The 20778-nt window shown below is 51.5% G+C and carries 20 protein-coding genes; 4 read left to right on the top strand and 16 right to left on the bottom strand.

All coding sequences use genetic code 11. The features are described 5' to 3' along the window. Positions 1 to 51: 51 nt before the first annotated feature. Both glgD and QU597_RS02755 read right to left on the bottom strand, forming a co-directional pair. Positions 52 to 1155, bottom strand: coding sequence for a glucose-1-phosphate adenylyltransferase subunit GlgD (gene glgD / locus QU597_RS02760; protein WP_310831265.1), 1104 nt, complete (start codon positions 1153 to 1155; stop codon positions 52 to 54). Between the two features lie 22 nt (positions 1156 to 1177). Further along, positions 1178 to 2341, bottom strand: a complete 1164-nt coding sequence (locus tag QU597_RS02755; protein ID WP_310831264.1) for a glucose-1-phosphate adenylyltransferase — start codon at positions 2339 to 2341, stop codon at positions 1178 to 1180. 472 nt (positions 2342 to 2813) lie between these two features. On the opposite strand from QU597_RS02755, the gene QU597_RS02750 reads away from it, so the two are divergent. The 3 genes from QU597_RS02750 to QU597_RS02740 all read left to right on the top strand — a co-directional run bounded on the left by QU597_RS02750 (position 2814) and on the right by QU597_RS02740 (position 5908). Further along, positions 2814 to 3500 carry a response regulator transcription factor gene (locus QU597_RS02750; RefSeq protein ID WP_236335829.1) on the top strand — a complete coding sequence of 229 codons (687 nt, stop codon included), beginning with the start codon at positions 2814 to 2816 and terminating at the stop codon, positions 3498 to 3500. Next, entirely contained in the window at positions 3497 to 5200 is a 1704-nt protein-coding gene (locus tag QU597_RS02745; protein WP_310831263.1) for a sensor histidine kinase, read from the top strand. Before QU597_RS02750 ends, QU597_RS02745 begins: the two co-directional genes overlap by 4 nt. 141 nt (positions 5201 to 5341) lie before the next feature. After that, a complete protein-coding gene (locus tag QU597_RS02740; RefSeq protein ID WP_310831262.1) occupies positions 5342 to 5908 on the top strand; it encodes an FAD-dependent oxidoreductase in 567 nt (188 codons plus the stop codon). A gap of 426 nt (positions 5909 to 6334) precedes the next feature. On the opposite strand, the gene QU597_RS02735 is transcribed toward QU597_RS02740, so the two are convergent. The 12 genes from QU597_RS02735 to QU597_RS02680 form a co-directional block, all read right to left on the bottom strand. Continuing rightward, complete coding sequence (locus tag QU597_RS02735; RefSeq protein WP_310831261.1) at positions 6335 to 7318, bottom strand: glycosyltransferase family 2 protein; 984 nt, start codon at positions 7316 to 7318, stop codon at positions 6335 to 6337. Positions 7319 to 7373: 55 nt separating this feature from the next. Beyond that, positions 7374 to 9485: a glycosyltransferase family 39 protein gene (locus QU597_RS02730; RefSeq protein WP_310831260.1), complete on the bottom strand. Its 2112-nt coding sequence runs from the start codon at positions 9483 to 9485 to the stop codon at positions 7374 to 7376. A gap of 297 nt (positions 9486 to 9782) precedes the next feature. Next, positions 9783 to 10328: a DUF1697 domain-containing protein gene (locus tag QU597_RS02725; RefSeq protein ID WP_310831259.1), complete on the bottom strand. Its 546-nt coding sequence runs from the start codon at positions 10326 to 10328 to the stop codon at positions 9783 to 9785. A gap of 23 nt (positions 10329 to 10351) precedes the next feature. Then, on the bottom strand, positions 10352 to 11164 hold the full coding sequence (locus QU597_RS02720; protein WP_310831258.1) for a phosphotransferase family protein: 813 nt from the start codon (positions 11162 to 11164) through the stop codon (positions 10352 to 10354). A 14-nt stretch (positions 11165 to 11178) separates the two neighbouring features. Further along, entirely contained in the window at positions 11179 to 11475 is a 297-nt protein-coding gene (locus tag QU597_RS02715) for an antibiotic biosynthesis monooxygenase family protein (protein WP_054943065.1), read from the bottom strand. Positions 11476 to 11720: 245 nt separating this feature from the next. Next, positions 11721 to 12179: a hypothetical protein gene (locus QU597_RS02710; protein WP_310831257.1), complete on the bottom strand. Its 459-nt coding sequence runs from the start codon at positions 12177 to 12179 to the stop codon at positions 11721 to 11723. A gap of 58 nt (positions 12180 to 12237) precedes the next feature. Beyond that, complete coding sequence (locus QU597_RS02705) at positions 12238 to 12864, bottom strand: hypothetical protein (protein WP_310831256.1); 627 nt, start codon at positions 12862 to 12864, stop codon at positions 12238 to 12240. 152 nt (positions 12865 to 13016) lie between these two features. Further along, positions 13017 to 14123, bottom strand: a complete 1107-nt coding sequence (locus QU597_RS02700) for a GerAB/ArcD/ProY family transporter (protein WP_310831255.1) — start codon at positions 14121 to 14123, stop codon at positions 13017 to 13019. Between the two features lie 26 nt (positions 14124 to 14149). Beyond that, the gene (locus QU597_RS02695) at positions 14150 to 14353 is read right to left on the bottom strand and encodes a hypothetical protein (protein ID WP_310831254.1); all 204 of its coding nucleotides are present in this window, start codon (positions 14351 to 14353) and stop codon (positions 14150 to 14152) included. Between the two features lie 6 nt (positions 14354 to 14359). After that, the gene (locus QU597_RS02690) at positions 14360 to 15517 is read right to left on the bottom strand and encodes a Ger(x)C family spore germination protein (protein ID WP_310831253.1); all 1158 of its coding nucleotides are present in this window, start codon (positions 15515 to 15517) and stop codon (positions 14360 to 14362) included. Beyond that, a complete protein-coding gene (locus QU597_RS02685; protein WP_310831252.1) occupies positions 15514 to 17061 on the bottom strand; it encodes a spore germination protein in 1548 nt (515 codons plus the stop codon). Before QU597_RS02685 ends, QU597_RS02690 begins: the two co-directional genes overlap by 4 nt. Positions 17062 to 17217: 156 nt before the next feature. Continuing rightward, positions 17218 to 17727: a DUF2569 domain-containing protein gene (locus tag QU597_RS02680; RefSeq protein ID WP_310831251.1), complete on the bottom strand. Its 510-nt coding sequence runs from the start codon at positions 17725 to 17727 to the stop codon at positions 17218 to 17220. Between the two features lie 68 nt (positions 17728 to 17795). On the opposite strand from QU597_RS02680, the gene QU597_RS02675 reads away from it, so the two are divergent. Beyond that, positions 17796 to 18137, top strand: coding sequence for an MGMT family protein (locus QU597_RS02675; RefSeq protein WP_310831250.1), 342 nt, complete (start codon positions 17796 to 17798; stop codon positions 18135 to 18137). Here the strand turns inward: QU597_RS02675 and QU597_RS02670 are convergent. Then, positions 18113 to 18817: a DUF1361 domain-containing protein gene (locus QU597_RS02670; protein WP_310831249.1), complete on the bottom strand. Its 705-nt coding sequence runs from the start codon at positions 18815 to 18817 to the stop codon at positions 18113 to 18115. The two genes, QU597_RS02675 and QU597_RS02670, sit on opposite strands and share 25 nt — an antisense overlap. A gap of 147 nt (positions 18818 to 18964) precedes the next feature. Beyond that, positions 18965 to 20743 carry a SulP family inorganic anion transporter gene (locus tag QU597_RS02665; protein ID WP_310833211.1) on the bottom strand — a complete coding sequence of 593 codons (1779 nt, stop codon included), beginning with the start codon at positions 20741 to 20743 and terminating at the stop codon, positions 18965 to 18967. Between the last annotated feature and the right edge of the window lie 35 nt (positions 20744 to 20778).

Raw genomic sequence — 20778 nt, 5'->3', positions numbered from 1 at the left:
AACTCAGGACCAGCCAGACTGCTATGGTGCACAGTCCAGCTGATCCTGGGGTTAAATTTTGCTGCTCTTGGCGATGACAAACGGCCGTTTGCTATCCCCGACGAGAATCCGTTCCTTGCTTAAATGCACATCTTTATCCATGATGACATTCTCGATCACAGCATTCTCTTCAATAATACACTTCTGCATGATGACAGAGTTAATAATCCTCGCACCTTCACGAACCTGCACACCACGGAAAATCACGCTGTTCTCTACCGTTCCGCCAATAATACAGCCGTTAGCGACCAGGGAATTACTAACATTCGCGCTGTCAAGATAACGGGTAGGCGCTTCATACTTGATCTTCGTCTGTACCGGATTCTCCTGGAAGAGATCACGGTAATTCTCCTGCTTAAGCAGCTCAAGGCTATTCTTATAATAGCTCTCCAGTGAATTGATTACCGCATGATAACCCTTATATTCATAGCCTGCAAGTTTAAAGTTAGCCCGGTTCTTCTGAATAACATCGCGGAAAAAGAAGCTCTCGCCGTGCGCAATGCAGTATTCAACCTGCTCCAGGAATACTTTCTTCTCCATGATAAATATGTCCAGATACACGTTCGGATGATGTTTCTCCTGGTGAATCTCGGTAACGAGGTTATTGTCATTCAATTCAAGCCGCAGACACGGATCATGCTCCGGCTGAAGCTGGTCGATCGCTTTATAGACAAGGGTGACATCGGCTCCCTTTTCCAAGTGGTACTGGAACACATCCTGCAGATCAACAGTGTTAATATGCTGGCTGCCGGAGAATACAATATATTTGGCTGAAGCCCGCTTGAAGAAATCCAGGTTGTTGTGGTAATGCTGCAAATCGCCGAGCGATGTATCCGTCGGATCATTCCAGTCTGGCGGAAGAATGAACAATCCCCCGTGCTTGCGGTTCATATCCCAGGACTTGCCGTCACCGAGATGGTCCATCAGCGAACGGTATTTGCGGCGGACAAACAGCCCGACACTCTCTAGCTCCGCCCGCATCATATTGGACAGGACAAAGTCGATCAGCCGGTAACGGCTGGCAAAAGGTACGGCCGCGCCGCAGCGGAAATAAGTTAACTCATTCAATTTGTCCAGTTCATGGTCAAGATTGATTACGCCCAAAAGCTCTTTCATCGCGGGTCACCGTCCTTTGTGGTTATATGGTTTTGGCTGCGACTGATTTACGTTTCTTGCTGCGATTGTCGATCAGCAGAATTTCATCCTCATTCTCCCGTTCGATACCGATCTCCATATAATCCTCGATGACTGTATTCTCACTAATGATGGCTTTATGAATTCTTACATTCTTGCCGATTTTGACCTTGGGCATAATGACGGAGTCGGTAATGACGCTGCCTTCGCCCACTTCCACCCCGTAAAACAGCACCGAATGCTTAACCTCTCCATGCACAATGCAGCCTTCATTAATGATGCAGCTCGACACCTTCGCTTCCGGCGCCACATATTGCGCAGCCTGATTCGGATTACGGGTGAAGATCCGCCAGTTCGGATCATTCAGGTTCAGCGGCGGATGGTCGCTCAGCAGGTCCATATTCGCTTCCCACAGGCTGGTGACCGTACCAACGTCCCTCCAGTAGCCGACAAAAGGATAAGCGTACAGGGAGTTGCCGTCCTCCAGCATCAAAGGGATGATATCTTTGCCGAAGTCATGGGAGGAGCTTGCCTTCTCGCCGTCCTCCAGCAGATGCTTGCGCAGAACGTCCCATTTAAAAATATATACACCCATGGAAGCCAGTGTGCTCTTCGGCTTGGCGGGCTTTTCATCAAATTCGTAAATTTTGAGGTCTTCATCCGTATTAAGGATCCCGAAGCGGCTTGCTTCCTCCAGGGAAACGTCAATGACCGAGATGGTGCAGTCAGCGTTTCTTGCTTTGTGGTACTGCAGCATTGCGTTGTAGTCCATTTTGTAAATATGGTCCCCGGACAGGATAAGCACATGCTCCGGATCAAACTGGTCTACAAATTTGAGATTGCGGTAAATTGCATCAGCCGTTCCCCGATACCAGCTGCTTCCGTTCTCCCGTTCATGCGGCGGCAGCACGAATACACCGCCATCTTTACGGTTTAAATCCCAGTCGCTGCCTACCCCGATGTATGAGTGGAGAACAAGCGGCTCATATTGCGTCAGCACACCAACCGTATCAATACCCGAGTTAGAGCAATTACTTAGCGGGAAATCGATAATCCGATAGGTTCCTCCAAAATATACAGCGGGTTTGGCGAGAGATTTTGTTAATCCCTTCAACCTTTTCCCTTGGCCTCCCGCCAATAGCATGGCTACCATTTCTTTTTTCTTCATGGAAGAGCCTCCTTGACATATGGGTATTGAAGCATGTAAATAAATGGGTTGAATAAATCATATGTTGCAGATTAGACTCAAACGCGGAATTCCAGAAAGAAGTGTATCAGAAAGAAGTCAAATGAAAGAAATGTGTTTGATAGGAAATTTGATAAGATTTAGAAACGGGGGAAAACAAATGGAATCGGAACAAGTTACCGGACTGGTTAAAAAGTCTTAAACAATCCGGGTAGTATCCCTATTGTAAATTGTTCTAGGCCCGCCGTCAAAACCCTTTATTACAAGCTCAAAAAGTTAAATTTCCAACTATTTTCCTTAATATTAACATTCATATCCCTTATAAATAGATTAACCATTATGATTAACCATGAACGACATTTTCTAATCTTTGATTTTAAAGAGTTCTTCAGCAAACCTTCAACCTGATGTGTAATAATGTAGCTACCGCTTACTGTAAATGGAGGTCTTTAAGATGAAAGCTGCCCAAGGTGTACGACTCTTGCTCGTTGATGACGAGCCTCATATACTCCAGTTCCTGGAACTGGGATTAATCAACGAAGGCTTTGAAGTAAAAACTGCCCCAGACGGGGCGAGCGCAATCGCCATTGCTGCCGATTTCAAGCCTCATGTGGCGATCCTGGATGTGATGATGCCGGGAATGGACGGATTCGAGGTCTGCCGCTACCTCCGGTCAGAAGAAACAGAAATTGCCGTAATCATGCTTACGGCCAAAGACGAAGTGGATGACCGCGTCAAAGGCCTGTCCATCGGCGCCGACGATTACATGGTTAAGCCGTTCAGCTTCGATGAGCTGCTGGCCCGGATACAGGCCCGGCTGCGGAATCAGTTTCCCGGACTGCTCGGGGAAGTCCGCTGCGGCCCGTTCCGGATCGACGGCAGACGCAAAGAAATCCGCCACCGGGACGAGGTCCTGGAGCTCTCCCCTACCGAATATGAGCTGCTGCAATATCTGGTCATCAACCACGGCCTCGTGCTGAGCAAGCCGATGATTCTGGACAAGGTATGGGGCTATGATTTCGGTGGGGAAGAAAACATCGTCGAGGTCTATATCCGCTCCCTCCGTGAGAAACTCGGTGATAAGGAGCACCGGATTATCCGCACGCTGCGCGGTGCAGGGTACCGGGTGGACCTGTTATGATTGCCCGCCTGTCTGGCCTCTTCCGCAGACATTCCGCACCACGCTCCCTGCGTAAGCAGCTGCTTGCCACTTCACTGCTTATTCTATCGGTGCTCCTCCTGCTCATCGGAGTACTGCAATATGTGCTGATGCGCAATTTCATCTACAGCAACAGGGCTGAATCCATGGAAACCCAGCTGCATTCCGTGCCGCGTGATTTTTTTTATACGCTATATTCCCGGAATGCGGGAATATATCCCGAGAATCTGAACAACGCAGGACAGCAGGATAGTCCGCTAAGTGCTGACCCCACCGCCTCCGGCATTACATCCAGCAGCGGAGCAGACAGCAGCTCCGGACGCAGCAATAACTCCGGGCAGAACGGCCTGGCTGGCAGCAGCCAAGGCTCGCTCATGCCGGGAGAGAACGGGGGAGGCAATATCGGCGGACTGCCGGGCGTAAATCCGGGTAATCAGCGGACGGGAGAGAACGGACGCCCGCTGCTGCTTGACGCTCATACCACGATCGCTGTATACAGCTCAGACGGCACGTTTAAGGATCTGCAGCAGGACACCCTGTCCGAGTCTGCTGCCCCGCGGCTGAGCAATGAGGAATACGATGAGCTGCTGGACCACACAACGGGTAAGGCAAAGGGAAAATACAAGCTGATTACCTCCGCGGACGGAAGCCAGCATCTGGCTGTCTTCATGGATCTGGGGAGACCCGGCGGAAATAGAATCCTGCTGCAGATGAGTGTGGAGACGGGACCGCTGAAGGATGTAATCCTGCAGCAGCTGCTTATTTTCGCCGCCTTGTCGGTAGTGGCTTTGCTGGCCGGATTATTCCTCTATTTGCCCGCGCTGCGCAAAACATTAGTGCCTTTATCCAATATGGGCGAGGCGGCGCAGCGTATCGATGCCGGTAATCTGGACGTCCGCTTTCCCGTTGATCAGGGACAAATGGAGATCGACAAGCTTTCCCAATCCTTCAACGGGATGCTCGAGCGGCTGGAAATCTCCTTTCATAATGAGCGTGAAGCCAAAGAACAGATGCGGCGGTTCGCCGCAGATGCCTCCCACGAGCTTCGGACGCCGCTCACCTCGATTCACGGCTTCCTGGAGGTGCTGCTGCGCGGAGCTGCCGATAACAAAGAGCAGCTCTACAATGCGCTGAAGAGCATGCACGGGGAATCCAAGCGGATCAACAAGCTGGTTGAGGATCTCCTGCTGCTGGCCCGAATGGACGGAGCCCCCCAGCTAAGGGTCAGAAAGCTGCCGCTGGGCGAAGTCATCGACGAAATGAAGCCGCAGCTGCTAGTGCTTGCCGGCAAGCGTAAGGTTACTTTTGATCTTTCATACGGGATCAACGGAATGGTTGACTCCGACAAAATTAAACAAGTCATTCTTAATCTATTCCATAATGCCGTACAACATACGGATACCGAAAAAGGCAGTATCCATATTTCGCTTCACACCCGGAATTCGGAAGCGCAACTTGCCGTTCGGGATAACGGAAGCGGCATCTCAGCCGAGCATATCCCCCATGTCTTTGAGCGGTTCTACCGCAGCGATTCGTCGCGTACACGGAAATACGGCGGTTCCGGCCTCGGCTTGTCGATTACCAAATCGATTGTCGAGGCGCATGACGGAACAATCAGCGTCGAGAGCACACCGGGTGAAGGCACAAGCTTCAATATTACCTTGCCATGTCTATTGGATTAGTAGCTAATAAGCAGTAATCAACGTTATAATAGTAAGCAGGGAGCTACGCTCACAAAACTTAAGCATATGCTTTCGAAGCGAGTTTTGTACGATGATTAGTCAGGAAGCTATGCTCACAAAACTTTGAGGAGGTCGCAATCCATGTATGAAATTGCAATTATCGGAGCCGGTCCTGCCGGTGCAAGTGCCGCCCTGTTCGCCGCCAAGGCGGGCAAAAAAACGCTGTTGATCGATAACGACAAGGGCATGACCCGCAGAGGCTGGTATGAGAACTTCTACGGAATCTCTGAAATCGGCGGCCCAGACCTCGTAGAAACCGGACATAAGCAGGCCGTCAAATTCGGAGCGGAGCTTGTGAACGATCAGGCCGTGAATCTCACTGCGGGCAGCGAAGGTGTAGTCATTGAGAGTGAAAGCGGCGCTACCTATGAAGCGAAGCATGTGATCCTGGCTACAGGCGTACTGACGGATCTCGCCGTTAAGGCAGGCGTGGAGACCAAAGATGGCACGGAGCCAAGAATCAAAACTGTGGTTGCCGTGAACGCGGAAGGCAAAACCAATGTCGAAGGCATTTGGGCAGCGGGAACCGTGGCTGGAGTCAGTGTACATGCGATTATCACTGCCGGTGATGGTGCAAAGGTGGCCATTAACATTATCAGTGAGCTGAACGGCGCCCGGTATGTGGACCACGATTTACTGAAGGCATAATACATTACGTTTGCTGCGGTTTGCGCAGTAAGAGGCCAGCCGGTAATTACCGGCTGGCCTTTTTTATACCCTGAGGGAAGGTTATTCAACACGCGCTCGGGCCTCCGCCTTCATGAGTAGGAACTGCATGAACAACAGTTGCTTTGACGGGACGGAGGCCAGTAGAGGGATTTGCTCCACCTAAATTCCTGCAGGAAAAACGGAGTCTGTCTATAGCGGGATTTTCTCCATCTAATTCCTACCATTCGGAGTAAAACCGGCGTTTCCATGGAACTTAGCAGGAGGAATTCCACCTAAATTACGTTATTAGGCGAAATCAACAGAATTAGTTAGAGGTTTTCCCACTATAGTTAAGCCAGTCCTAGACAATAGTCTTTTTCGGTTATGTCTGGCCTGTCCCGTCTTCACCTCAGCTACCTTCCGCCGTTATTTGTTAAGGTGGGCTACCCGAGGCTCCGTCACGGTCTTTTGCACCCTGCCTCCATAAAACTCCTGTACAATGTATAGCGGACGGCCTTTGGTCTCGTCATAGATCCGGCCTACATATTCGCCCAGAATGCCCAGCATGATCAGGACGAACCCGTTGAAGGTTAAGGTAATGCCGATCATCGACGCCCAGCCCTTAACGGCCGCATCCGTAAAGAGCACCAGATAGAGCACATACATAAGGTATAGAAAACCTCCGGCTGACAGCAGACCTCCGAGGTACCCCGCAAGCTTCAGCGGTTTGTACGAGAAAGAGGTGATGCCGTCCAGGGACAGCTTGATCATGCGCTTGAGCGGGTATTTGGTCTCTCCGGCCAGCCGTTCGTCACGCTCATATTCGATCGCCTTCTGGCGGAACCCTACCCAGCTGACCAGGCCGCGTACAAACCGGTTTTTCTCCGGCAGGCGTTTGAGCTCATCGCAGACCTTGCGGTCAATAAGCCGGAAATCACCGGTATCGACCGGAATGGAGATATCCGTAGAATACCGGAGTATCCGGTAGAAGACGCTGGCCGTCCATTTTTTGAACAGTGACTCTCCGTTTCGTTTGATGCGTTTGGCGTATACGACCTCGTAACCCTTTTTCCATTCCTCAATCATCTTCAAGATCAGCTCGGGCGGATCTTGAAGGTCGGCATCGATAATGATCACCGCATCGCCCAGGGAGTAGTCCATGCCGGCCGTAATCGCGATTTGATGCCCGAAGTTGCGGGATAGATCGATTAGCTTTACGCTCTCATCCCAGTAGCTGTATTCCTCTATCATTTGTGCACAGTTGTCTGTGCTGCCGTCATTAACAAAGAGTAATTCATAGGATTCTCCTATCGTTCCCATCACTTTCTTGATCCGCCGGTAGGTCTCCTGAATCACTGCCTCTTCGTTAAACATCGGTATTATTATGGAATAGCGCACGTTGGTACTCATGAGCAGCTCCTCCTAAAAAGTTTTGTCATAACCGCTTCGTACTTAGGTTCATCCATCAGTTAAGTGTAATCTCATACAACGTTCCGCCGTTCACGCCTGTTTCAGTTCCCTGCCAATCCGCTGACGGCACCGCTTTACCGTTCTCGGTGATCCAGCTGGTAATTTCAGAGTTGCCGCCGCCCCGTCCGCCGCCCATACCGCCGCTGGTAACGAGGAAATACTTCACTTTGCCGCTCTCAACGAGTGCCTTCAGGGTATCAGTCGTATAAGGTACATCCGAGTTGTTGAACCCGTTCAGAATGACTACCTGCTCGCCTTCGTCAATGATATATGGACCTGCTGTTCCGTAATCCATGGCAGCGAACAGATATTGTTCACCGGTGTTATGCTCCTTCAGGTAAGCCAGCAGATTTCCATTCACTCCGGTAGGGTTATTTCTGCCCCCGCCTCCGAAGCCGGCGCTTTCGCTGCTGTCGGGTCCGGCTGCCGGGGTCATGCTGTTCAGCCCGTAGGTGATCGGCGTAAACGCCCAATAGAGCGGCCCGATCATAAGCACCAGCAGCCCTATTACCGCTGCTGCATGGGCAAAGACTCTCTTCTCTTGGCCTTTAATGATTCTAATGATAATCAGTAGAAGAGCTGCGGCAATTCCTGCCGCCAGAACCCCCGCCGACCATCCGCTGCCAATCGTATCGTCATAAGGATGAATAATGTACCACTGGAAGGCTGCTGTAGCCAGCACGGCCACGGGCAGCAGCCAGGAGAGCCAGCTTGAACGCTCCTTATAATAGTTCCAGAGCTGTGACCAGCCCGCACCGGCCAGCGCAGCAACCGGCGGAGCCATCATGATCAGATAATACTGATGGAAGAATCCGGCGATGCTGAAGAATCCCATAGCCGGTACCAGCCAGGCGAGCCAGAACAAAGCCTCTTTATGCTTCATGGTGAAGCTCTTCCGGCGCAGACTGGCGAAGATTCCGATTACGCCGAATAATACAAAGGGCAGCAGCCAGCTGGCTTGCCCGGACAATGCCGACTGGAACAGTCTCAGCGGTCCGGCTGTACCTGTATTGAACATGCCTCCACCGCCGCCGTTCATACCGCCGTCCATAATGCCGCGGCCTTGTGCGCCGTCAGTATCGCCGAACTGCCGGCCTTCTCCGTCCGCTCTGCCTCCCGCGCCTTGTCCAGGCATTCCGCCGTCATCGCCCGCAGGTCTCCAGGTGCCACCCGTCGCAGGCATCTCTCCGTTCATGCCCGGCATTTGTCCGCCACTCCATGACGGCATCTCTCCATTCATACCCGGCATCTGCCCGTCATTCCCGAAGTTGCCGCCGCCAAATCCGGGCATTCCGCCCCCGCTGCCGCCAGTGCTGCGGTCACCCGTCAACCGGGATACCCCGTTGTAGCCGAATGCCAGATTAAGCACAGAGTTGGTACCGCTGCTCCCCATGTAAGGCCGCTTGCTTGCCGGGATGGAATCAACGATGACCGCCCAAGAGAGTGAAATCACCAGCAGCACAGCAGTGCAGGCGGCCAGTACGCCGGTTTTCTTCTTCCAACTCCCTTTTGCCGCTAGAATATAGAACAGATAAAAGGCCGGTACAACCATATATGCCTGCAGCATCTTCTCATTAAAGGCGACCCCGATCAGCCCGAAGGCGATGAGAAGACTGCCGGTTGTATGATGTTTAGTTCCCTTGAATAAAAACCATGCTGCCAGCAAAAGCGTAAACACCAGCATGGCATCGATATTGTTCGTACGGCTGACTGCTGCAGCTACAGGAGTGGAAGCCATCGCCAGTGCGGCCAGGCGCGCTGCGGTTCTGCCAAAACCGGGCTTTACCAGCAGATATACAATCAACACTGAACCCACGCCGCCGAGGGCCTGCGGCAGAATCACGCTCCAGCCGTGCAGACCGAAGATCATGGCGCTCAGCGTCTGAATCCAGAACGTCACCGGCGGTTTATCTACCGTTACCGAACCGGCAGAATCCAGTGAGGCGAAGAAGAAATTATGGAAGCTCTGCATCATGCTCCCCACCGCGGTTGTATAGTACGTATTTACATATTGGTCATTCCAGATTCCATAGCCGTATAGAAATGCAGCGAGCAGCAGTATGATCAGCAACACTACGTCAGAACCCAGTTTTTTAATGAAACTCATTGTCCCCCACTCCCATCGTTCGTTCAATTATCCTTTAATCCGGCAGTGCTCGATCCCCAGTGTCAACCTTTGCCTAGGTGTATTATGGCACCCTTACCTTAACGGATAATGAAATCAAGCTGAATGTTAGCTGAATCCTCAAATCTAAGGAATCCGGAGAATGTAGTTCATCGAATCCTTACAGCCATCGGGACAACCGCACGCCAAAAAAGCCCCGCATGGGCGGGGCCTGTACTACATGTTATGACCTGTGATGCTTGAAGAGCCGCCCTTACAGCGTGTCCATTTCCTTAAGCCTCAGGGTTTCCGGCAAAGTGCAGCCAGCTTGTTCACCGTGTTCCAGTTGCGGGCGGTGAGCTGCACACCAAGCAGCTTGTCCAGGGAAACCTTAAACAGCGGCGATTGGCTGACGCTTACCTCATACAATATGTACAATTCTTTACCGACTACCCGCAGCTTATCAGCTCCGTCCCCGTAGGGAAGAAGCTTCTCCAGAGAGCCAGCAGCCGGCGCCTGATCGAGAAATGATACATACAGCCGCTTGTAATCCTCCTGATCCTCCACCTGAAAAGGGTTCGCTTGAATAGCTGACTCCAGCTCTTCCACAGTACGAAGGATTACAGGAACCTCAAAGCCGAATGTCTCCCTGATCCGCTTTTCTATCATCGGGACCAGGTCTTCCCCTGAGGATTCCCCGCTCTCGAACACAATGTTACCGCTCTGGATATAGGTGCGGACATTCCCACACCCGAGCGATTCAAACATCGCCTTTAGATCCTGCATATTAATAATTTTATGGCCTCCGACATTAATGCCGCGCAGCAGCGCAATATATGTGGGCATGATGCACCTCTTTCCCGAACAGGTTAGGCCTTGCGGACAGATCTCAGGCGTTTGCGGACTTCCTTGGCAAGCTGCTCCTTCTCTGCTACCGGAACGCCTTCGATTAACCGGGCTGCGGCTACCGGCAGTATCCAGGCATTGATTTCAGCATAGCTCCCCCCCGATAGGCTGAGATACTCCCGGATATAGCCTTTTGTAAGCCTCTGCCTGATAAAGCCTGTGACCACTCTGGTAAACAGGGAAGTTCCCGGAGGCATTGCCCCTATACTTAACATCAGCACCGACCGTGCCGTATCTGCAGCAGGATTCCCCGTAATACCGGTCATCCAGTCGATAATCCACGCTTCCTTATCCAGCAGCACATTGTCGGGATGGAAGTCGCCATGACACAGTCTGCTGCCCTCCGGCAGCTTCTCCAGCTGCTCCAGAACTGCCGATTTCTCCTCCATCGTGAGCATGGGTGCGGAAATGATATGTTTTCGCAGCTGCTCCTTATACAGTCCAAGTTCCGGATTGCCCTCAAGCTGATGCAAATTGTAATGGAGGGCGGCTAGTTTCTTAGAATATTCAGCTATTTTCCAAGGTTTCTCGCCAATCATGCTCAGCAGGGAACGGCCATGAATCTGCTGAAATACGATTCCGCTTCTCCCCTCTGACTCGATCAGCTCAAGCGGCCGGGGAGTCCGGATACCCTGGGCATGGACATATGTACTAACCTTGAATTCCTGTTCTACAGCCGCAGCGGGGAGATCCTCCAGATAAAGCTTCAAAATGGTGCCCTCCCCATGTTCCCATACCTCTGCTGTCCGTCCAACTCCAATTCGGTTCCCCTGCATAACCTTCCTCCCGTTTAGTCCAGATTGATACTGGTGAAATGCTCTACCACCGGGAATGGGCTGTAGTAGGAGTGCAGCAAGGCCTTCCATTCCTGATACTGTGCTGATCCTCTGAAGCCTACCGTATGATCCTCAAGGGTACGCCACTTTACTAGCAGCAGATATTTGTGGTCATCCTCCAGACAATGCTGGAGTTCATGTCCCAGGTAGCCTTCCATCGAGGCGATCAGCGGAGACGCTTCCTTAAAGCTGGCTTCAAACTCTGCGGTAAGCCCTGGCTTTACCTGCAGCATGGCTGCTTCCAATATCATCGGATCCACTCCTAGTTGTATAATTGTGATTGTTCTATTCCCGGATTAGCCGTGACTACAGAGAATGTTTGGACTTCCGGCCGCTGTTGTCTGCAGATTTCTTGATTTTACCGTAATTAACGGTGGAAATCCGCAGACAAAGGCGGACGCTAACGCTCCTCCAGTTCCAAAATTCCCCTCCGCCACTTTTCCCTAAATATTTATTATCAAGTTCAATATCACCAAGTTCATCTTATATAGTAATTTCATATTGTTCTGATTAAAAGAATCCCGTGATAATACTCTCCGTAAATCTGTGGATATATGCCAGAAGGCCGGAAGCCAGTTTGTGTCAGCCACACGTACTCGGGCCGGTCCTGTGCATGAAGCTTCTGCAGCTCCTCCGAGACCAGGCTGAGCTCCCGCCCATGGCATGATAACCCTCTTGAACCGATAATAAAGGATAGATTCACATATCCTTGCTGGGCACCATATGCAAGGCATTGATCAATCAGCCCGCCCAACTTGTGGTTCACCGCCAGCCTGCCTGCTTCGTCAGCCCCCATTGTATCGATCTGAAGCGTCCGGTATTCCGGCAGCTCCCGGGCTGATCTGGCGGATCCGATGCCATGTACCTGCCAATGCCTGCTTCCAGCTGCTCCTTGGTTCCCTCCGGGCTCCAGAAGTCCGGCTTCAACCGGTTCATCAATCCGGCGACCTGCCACACGCTTCGACTGTCAATCGGCTTTATAGTTATGGTCCATTCTTCCTTTCGCTTCCACTTTACCCTTGCAGTGCATCGCGAAAAAACTCATGATAGAAATTAATAATCACCAGCAGTACCGCCAGTGATTCATTAACACTGCCCACTTCCAATGCATGATTGGCATCATCAATCCGGTACACCCTGATATTATGCAGTCCGCTGATCTCTGCTGCATACTGTCCGCTGAACATCGGATCGCTGCCGCCATAGATGACACTGCCCCGGCTCTGCTGGATCCATGGAAGAGTCTCCGCGATCGGGGTCAAATACAGATGTGAAGTCTTCTTCTGCACGCCCATCTCAGCTGCCAGCCGTCCGGCGATAACCGTACCCATGCTTTTACTGATGAACAGCAGCTGCTCATACTCCGGAACTGCGGCAAGCGCCGCCTTGCATTCCTCTACAACAATATCCAGCTCTTCCCGTTTAAATCCCGCCCGTGCACTCTGATAACCATACTCCAGGATCAGAAGATCACAGCCGTATTCCGCCGCTACTTTGCCGGCGTAATCGAGCAGGGAGCGCTCGGCGGAATAATTCTGCCCCGGAAAGACAACAGCCAGCACCTTGGATTCCTGTACAAGATACTTATGTCGAACCTCTCTGCCCCAGTGGGAGGACATCATGATACTCGAAACGCTCATTAGGCTTCCTCCTCTCCAACGTTCATGCTGCAAACAGCCTGCAAAGGCATCTGCTATGTTTACCATTATAACGATCTTCGGCAACGGTTGGAAATGTCAAAAAAACTCCCTGTAAGTAATGTCCAGGAAGTTGTGATTCTTCTTACGCCCTGTTAATGCTGCGGTGCCGCCGCTTTGCTTCTGGACCTTTTGGCCATAATCTCAGCCGTAACCCACAACGTCAGCGGAATAAACACCTGAAAGGGAAGGGCGTAAATTTTGTAGATATGATACGCAAAATACTGCATTTGCATAATGTCCACGTAGATAAAATCAGACAGGTAGACCATGATCAGCCCCATCTGCAGCACCACAGAACGGTAGCTTTTTAGCCGGAATACTTTCGCAATCCCGTTGCAGGACACATACAGGCAGAGACTCACCTTGATGAACAGCGCCGTCACAAATACAATGGCCGCCGAACCTTCAATCCGGGTCAGGAAATCACCTATATTGATTCGGCTGACCGCCACATAGGAAGGAAAATACAGGGAGGATAAAATATCCGGACCCAGCACAAGCAAATTACGCACAGAGATCCCCGTAATTATGGTCCCCGCAACGAGTACGCCGCTGAGCAGAACCCGGGCCGCTGAACCTTTTTTGGGAAGAACGGTGAACGCGCCAAGAAAAACCACAATCTCTGCAAACGGGAAGGTAACCGCGCCCCCGGCATCTGTAAAGACCGGTCCCCACCCGCTGTCCAAAAGCGGCTTCAAATGATGAATTTCATATTTGGGAACGGAGAGCAGCTGGACAACAATAATAACCGCCAGGGTGAACAGCAGCAGAAATTTGGCGCTTCGTCCAAGCACCTCCATTCCCGCATTCACTACCCAAATACAGAGCAGACCGATAATCAGCATCGGTGCGATCATTGGCGTGGACGTCAAAGCAACCGTTTTGCTGAATTCCCCGAAATTACGCAGCACCAGTGCCCCCAAATGCAAGGTATACCAAATGTAAAGGCACGAGAGTGCCCTGCCTGCATAAGCCCCGAACACAGAGATCAGCATATCATAGAGATCTTTTCCCGGAAAAAGCACATGCAGTCTCGCGTAGATAAGCATAAGAGGAACAGACAGTGTCATAGCAATGATTAGCGCGATCCAACTGCTGTTGCCAGCTTGCCCGGAGGCCCCCATAAACAGGGAGCTGCCGATAATGAACAGGATGACGATGCTGGTCGATTGTCCAGCCGGTATAATCTCTTTGCCCACGCCAGCTCCCTCCTTTCAGGCAGATCCTAGAATAACATTTTAACTATATGAACAATCAGCGGTGAGGGACTTGGAATCTCCCAGTGCATCGATAACGCAAAGGCCAGGGAAAAGGAAACAAGGCATAGTGCAGAGCACATATAGAAATCCCGCTTGTTCCCTTGCTTCAGCAGCCCGTAGGGATCGAATAACACGATAACCGCATAAATCAGCACGATGTAAATGGGCAATTGTATTTAATCTCCTAACTTAATTGTTCTGGATGTTTTAGCTGTGCTCTGAATGATGATTTCCGAACGGACCTTCACGTTCAGACCGGTAAATTCCTCGGGCCACTTCTCCTTAAGTCCACGCCAGCTTTTAGGCATCTCTTCATGTACAATTTCGCCAAAGCCAAAAATATCGGCATGATATTCCCGCTGCACCTTACGGATGACGGAGAGAATCTTTTGCTGCAGGACTTCACCCGCCCGTTCCTCAATGGCCTGAATACTTTCGTCGCCGGCAAATCCCTCAGCACTCATCGCCTCGTCCAGTCCAGCATGTGTGACCGTATGGATCTGCATTTCCAACCTGCCATCCACCCATTTGGGCTTCACCTTCGTTCGGCTTGATAAAATCTCCAGAGAGTAGGTGGGAATCCCCTTTGCGTTTTCCACCTCCAGGACGCCTCCTTTGATTTTGTTTTTGGCAAAAAGAGCATATTTGGTTTCTTCCCCATCCAATTTGCCGACCATCCGGTCTCTCACAAATACCGCGGTTCCGTTTACGTGCTCATTTTTTTGTCCGTTCTTCTCCTTAATATCGATCAGCGGCGCTACCGCATTGTTCCCTGCCGTCTCGAGCTTGTCGATGAAATCCCAGATTTGCACAACCGGCGCAGTGCTGGTAAAGGTCTCGTCATTCATCATCTGGGCCAGTTCATAGGAAATGATCGTTTTTGTCTGGCTGTTCAGATTCAGCACGTCGCGGGCATTTTTTTCACTCGATACAAATAGAAATACATCCGCCCGGGTTTCCGTATCCCTGCTGTACCAGTCAATGACTTTAATCAGGCCCTCCCGGGCCACCTCCTCGCTGAGGATAATGACCCTGGCATGACTCCACAACAGCTTTTTGCCGGTCAAAGAGATCATATTGCGGGCAATATCAAATACCGTATTACCGGTGAGGCTGATCATTTTGAAGCTGGCCTGACTCTGCTGCATTCCTCCCTGGGTATCTACCATTTCCACAGTTAGCTGCAGGTTGTTCTCCTTTTTATTCTTGTCGATCGCCACACCGGCGACAATGGACATATCATCGATCTCCGAATAGTTCCAGCAGCCGGACAGGCTGATCAGCATAGCGGCAGAGAGCAGGGCAGACAGAATTTTGGACATGCTCTTCATCATCGTTTGACCTGTCTCTTAGGCTGCTTCCGCTTCATGTTTCGCGCACTGATGACCGCCGGACGCAGATACATGTCCCACCAGGGTGCACGGACAGCCGTATCCTTGATGTCCTGCGGCCGGATGGAGCCCACGCCAAGCATATAAGATACGCCGAAGGAGCGAAGGCTCATCAGATGAATCACCAGTCCCAGCAGGCCGAAGAAATATCCGTAGATCCCGAAGAAGAAAGCTGTCAGCAGCAGCAGGATTCGCACGATAATCAAAGGCCCCGTGAGCCGGGGGTTGAGCAGCGTTGTGATCCCGGTCAGACCGACAACAATGACCATCGGTGCGCTGACAATCCTCGCATCCACGGCAGCCTGACCCAATACCAGCGCACCAACAATGCTGACCGCCTGGCCGATCGAATTGGGAATCCGCGCGCCTGCTTCACGCAGAATCTCAAAGATGGTCAGCATGAGAAACGCCTCAACAATAGTCGGAAAAGGAACCGACAGTCGTGCAGTCGCTATACTGAGCAGCAGCAGCGTAGGCACCATCTCCTGACTGTACGTCACCAGTGCGACATAAACGGCAGGAATGCTGATCGACATAAAGGCACCGATTACCCGGAGCAGCCGGTTAAACGTGGCGAAGGAATAATTGATATAGTAATCCTCACTGGCCTGGAAATTCTCCACAAATACATACGGCAGGGTCAAGGCAAACGGACTGCCTTCAATCAGCAGGGCAATCCGTCCTTCCATAATTTTGCTGACAACTGAATCCGGCCGCTCCGTACTTCCAATCATCTCAAAAGGAGAGTAGGGTTCATCGCGGATTAGCTCGGCCAGATACCCGGTATCCAGCAGATGGTCTATCTCCACCCGCGCCAGCCGCCCCTGCAGCTCCTTAAGAATATCCGGCGAGGCCAGACTCTCCATATAACAGATGCAGGTTTGGGTTTTCGACCGTGTACCGATATCGGTAAACACAAACTTCAGATCGGAATTCTGCACTCTGCGGCGAATCAGGGTCAGATTGGTCAGCAGCGACTCATTAAAGCCCTCCCTTGGTCCCCGGACCGCTTTGTCGGTTGTTGGTTCTTCTATTGCCCGCGTCTCCCAGCCCTGAGCATTAATATTCAGTGCACCGGCATAGCCGTCCAGGAAAAAAATCGTTTTGCCGCCGACCACGGCGCCAATAAGTTCATCCAGCTTCTCCGAAGTGATAATGTCGCTGATGTTGATCACCCGGGTACGGATCGTTTCCATGAGCTCAGCCGGATTGCTTCCATCCTCATCGGTAAACTCATAGGTCATGACCGGCTTCGTAATCCCGTTCTGAATCAGATCCCTGTCGATCATTCCGTCAACATAGATGATGCCGCAGCGGATACGCTTGTCACGGGCATTCTCTATCACTCTTATTCTTAGTGTGCCATCATTTCTGAATATCCGCCGGAACAGCGCCATCATATCATCCAGAGAACGGCTGAGGGGCTGGGAAGAATCTATTTTCAGGGCAGAACGGTCGCTGTTTTCTGTGATTTTTGTATTTGCCACAGCCGTCACTCCTGTCCATGCTTTTGTCCTGATTATCCCCTGCTATCCTCACTCCTATTCGCCAATATTTTGCACTTGAGGAAAACCTTCCGGGACACCTCCGAAAAAAAAAAGCTGCGGCTGCGGCTTTCTTACGAAAGAATGATAATGGCATATCTATTCGACAAACGTATTACGGACTCTCTTGGAGCGTAAAACATAGGTAATCCAGATTAGGCAGGTTAGCAGGGTACGCGCAATGTCCTGGATTCTGTTGCCGCTGACCCACTCGTCTGAGGATGGAATATTCGAGAGCAGCACAGCATCAACGATTAGCACAAGCAGATTACCGAGGTAGAAGAAAATCAGCCAACGCGGAAACACAGATTTTTTGTTATACAGCAGTATAAGCAGGTAAGCTACAAGCAGGACTATCACGATGTTAGCGATCACTTCAAGCAACAGCGTTGGCCTCCACAGGGTATGATAATCCACCCCTCCGGGAGTAGTCAGCGTATCCCAGGTCTCACTGCCAAATGTACTGGTGAAAAATTGAAAAATCGTTAAAATGGTTCTGAAAAGCGTAAGGTATAGCCCGATTTGCACAAGCACCAGCCAGCCGCCAAGCCCTTTTGGGTGATCAGGCGACAGTCTCATCCCTTGTTGTCCGGGGATAAGCTTTCCCAAAGCATACACATCCTTTGATATAATTAGTTAATGAGTTACTACAGCTGCTGATACTTAAAGGAGAACCTATGACACCATTTACTGCGAAGGTTATTGCAATTATACAAGCCATCCCCGAGGGAAAAGTGATGACCTACGGAGGAGTGGCCCGTGCTGCCGGAAGCCCGAGAGCCGCCAGACAGGTCGTGCGGATTCTGCATTCCATGAGCCGCAAATACAAGCTGCCCTGGCACAGAGTTGTCAACGCCAAAGGAAGAATCGCTCTGGACGATGAATCCGGCTCCCTCCAGAAGCTATATCTGCTTGGTGAAGGGGTTCTCTTTGAAGACAATGGCGGGATCGACCTGGATAGGTTCCAGTTTCATCTGCAGCCTGACCCGGAGGATCAGCTTCTGCCGCCTTTGCCATAAGCTCTCCGGCTGCCGCTGCTGCCCAGTCCGTTCAGCAGGAAGTACAGCGTAGTATAAATCACGAGCAGAACAACCGCCACAAACAGGCTGAAGAACAGCGATTGCCGGTTCAGGCTGTCTTCGACCAGCTGATACAGCTGATGGCGGTCTGTCAATACATCCCAGCTGTTCAGCCGGTATACCCGGCCAAGCAGCACGCCATACCCCCCCAGCGCACATGCGGCGAATACAAAAATCCAGGAAAACACAAGATTGCTTTTGCGGCAGATCACGTTCTGAAACTGGTACAGTGAGAAGAATCCCGTCAGCCAGCCGCTCCAGGTGAATAGAAGCAAGGTAACCAGATCATACCAGAACCGGCTCTGCACTTCTCCGCCGACAATATAGATGCTTTTTCTCGCGGTCAGGTGCAGGAGGTCCGTCATCAGATACGGCGCGTTTGGAAAAAACAGCAGCCAGGCAATCCCCAGCAGCAGCAGCAGGAGCCCGCCGATCTTCCGCTTATCCAGCATATATGCGGCACTTGAGAACAAAAAGGGAATCCAGGCCAGGAAAAAATTCCAGAGTAAAAAATCATAAAACGTATCGGTCCGCAGCGAAACTACACGGTACACACCCAGAGTAGCCAGGGACAGTCCAGCCAAAAGCATAAATACCTTGCCATAATTAAGTTCCTTCATCAGGGTACAATCTCCTTATCCAGATTACATAGAATACTGTTAGTTATGTACAAATAGGGTATTCACCAGTCCATAATAAATATAACAGCCCGGGCATCAGGATGCACCCGGGCTGTTATATTTATTTGAAATTATGGAAGCTCTGCCCTACTGGATACCGCTGCTGAGCTTACCCGCGACTGCCGGCTTTCTGCCTTTGAAGACGCCTCTGCCCGGCACTTCCTCCATTCCGGATAACGCTCCGCATTCCCGGAACGCGGCATGTCTGCAGCCTGCGCAGCGGTCTGTATGGATCATTCCCAGTGCTGCATTGATGGCATCTCCAGTGTGGTCAAAGAAATGCTCGGCTCCGATTTTGTCGTACAGGCCTGTTCTCTTCAGCAGATCATACGGCTGGGGCTGGGCACCGGTAATCATCAGCTTGCCCCCATCTGCCTGCAGCTGTTTCACAAGCTCCGCCAGATTGGCCTCACCCGTGGTGTCGATAAACGGCACCTTGCCCATACGAAGGATAATAAGCTTCGCCTGGCCGGGGCCAAGCTCCGGCATCGTATCATTAAACCTGTAAGCCGCCCCGAAAAACAATGGCCCCTCCACATTATAAATTCCGATCTGCGGGCAATCATGGCTGTCTGTCACCATATGCGCCGCTACCTTCACCGATGCAGGATCAGGCAGTACCTTGGCGACCAGATGGGTCTCACCCATCCGTTTGACGAACAGGATTACGGCCAATACCAGCCCTACTTCCACGGCTACCGTTAAATCCGCGAATACCGTCAAGAGGAAGGTAATGGCCAGTACAAGGGAATCCCCCGTTCCCAGCTTCAGCAGCTGCAGGAACTGCTTGCGCTCGCTCATATTCCAGGCAACCACCATCAGGATCGGCGCCATGGCTGCAAGCGGAATGCTGGAGGCATACGGTGCAAACAACAATAGAATAAGGAACACTACAACGCCGTGAATCACACCTGACAGCGGAGAAGCGGCCCCGCTGCGGATATTCGTTGCCGTTCTGGCTATCGCGCCTGTCGCCGGGATTCCCCCGAACATCGGCGCGGCAATATTCGCGATGCCCTGGCCGATCAGTTCCCGGTTGCTGTTATGGCGGCTGCCGGACATTCCGTCGGCAACCACCGCCGACAGCAGCGATTCAATCGCACCCAGCATGGCGATCACAAACGCCGGCCGGAGCAGATGCCTGATCCGCTCCCAGGTGATCACCGGAAAGTGAAAGCTCGGCAGCGTGTTCGGAATATCGCCGTAAGCGGAGCCGATGGTAGTGACTTTACCGCTAAAGAACAACGCCGCAACCACGCTGGCACACAGCAGCCCGACCAGTGATCCCGGTATCTTGGGGGCAAAGCGCAGCCCCAGCACGACTACCGCAAAGCATATTGCAGCGGTCAGCACACTATACAGGTTCACCGTTGAGATATGCATGCCAAGTTCCTTCATATTGTCGATGAAGGCTTCATGGCGTTTAATTCCCTTAAGCCCGAGGAAATTCCCGATCTGCCCGGTAAAGATAATGACGGCAATCCCGGCTGTAAAGCCGATGGTTACCGGCTTCGGAATAAATTTTATCAGAACCCCAAGCCTTAAGAGGCCCATAACTACTAGAATAACTCCGGCCATCATCCCTGCAATCAGCAGATTCTCATAGCCGTATTCCATGGCGATTGCGAATAGAATCGGAATGAACGCGCCTGTCGGTCCGCCAATCTGAAATTTCGAGCCGCCGAATAAGGAGATCAGTATCCCGGCTACTATGGTCGTATAGATTCCATACTCCGGTTTTACACCGGACGCAATAGCAAATGCCATCCCGAGCGGGATGGCAATAACGCCGACGATTGTCCCTGAAATGATATCCTTCCGCAGAGAAGCAATGTTGTAGCCTTGAAAACGGCCCCACCCTGTCATCATCTAACCTTCTTTTCTTTAAATATCTGATTATT

Origin of the sequence: Paenibacillus pedocola, assembly GCF_031599675.1 — a bacterium.
Classification (GTDB): Bacteria; Bacillota; Bacilli; order Paenibacillales; family Paenibacillaceae; genus Paenibacillus_AQ; species Paenibacillus_AQ pedocola.
The sequence above is the reverse complement of the archived record's forward strand: the minus strand, read 5'-3'. Positions and strand labels throughout refer to the sequence as shown.

Coding starts and splice junctions, on each gene's coding strand:
- glgD (WP_310831265.1), bottom strand. CDS start 1,155: ATGAAAGAGCTTTTGGGCGTAATCAATCTTGACCATGAACTGGACAAA.
- QU597_RS02755 (WP_310831264.1), bottom strand. CDS start 2,341: ATGAAGAAAAAAGAAATGGTAGCCATGCTATTGGCGGGAGGCCAAGGG.
- QU597_RS02750 (WP_236335829.1), top strand. CDS start 2,814: ATGAAAGCTGCCCAAGGTGTACGACTCTTGCTCGTTGATGACGAGCCT.
- QU597_RS02745 (WP_310831263.1), top strand. CDS start 3,497: ATGATTGCCCGCCTGTCTGGCCTCTTCCGCAGACATTCCGCACCACGC.
- QU597_RS02740 (WP_310831262.1), top strand. CDS start 5,342: ATGTATGAAATTGCAATTATCGGAGCCGGTCCTGCCGGTGCAAGTGCC.
- QU597_RS02735 (WP_310831261.1), bottom strand. CDS start 7,318: ATGAGTACCAACGTGCGCTATTCCATAATAATACCGATGTTTAACGAA.
- QU597_RS02730 (WP_310831260.1), bottom strand. CDS start 9,485: ATGAGTTTCATTAAAAAACTGGGTTCTGACGTAGTGTTGCTGATCATA.
- QU597_RS02725 (WP_310831259.1), bottom strand. CDS start 10,328: ATGCCCACATATATTGCGCTGCTGCGCGGCATTAATGTCGGAGGCCAT.
- QU597_RS02720 (WP_310831258.1), bottom strand. CDS start 11,164: ATGCAGGGGAACCGAATTGGAGTTGGACGGACAGCAGAGGTATGGGAA.
- QU597_RS02715 (WP_054943065.1), bottom strand. CDS start 11,475: ATGATATTGGAAGCAGCCATGCTGCAGGTAAAGCCAGGGCTTACCGCA.
- QU597_RS02705 (WP_310831256.1), bottom strand. CDS start 12,864: ATGAGCGTTTCGAGTATCATGATGTCCTCCCACTGGGGCAGAGAGGTT.
- QU597_RS02690 (WP_310831253.1), bottom strand. CDS start 15,517: ATGATGAAGAGCATGTCCAAAATTCTGTCTGCCCTGCTCTCTGCCGCT.
- QU597_RS02675 (WP_310831250.1), top strand. CDS start 17,796: ATGACACCATTTACTGCGAAGGTTATTGCAATTATACAAGCCATCCCC.
- QU597_RS02670 (WP_310831249.1), bottom strand. CDS start 18,817: ATGAAGGAACTTAATTATGGCAAGGTATTTATGCTTTTGGCTGGACTG.
- QU597_RS02665 (WP_310833211.1), bottom strand. CDS start 20,743: ATGACAGGGTGGGGCCGTTTTCAAGGCTACAACATTGCTTCTCTGCGG.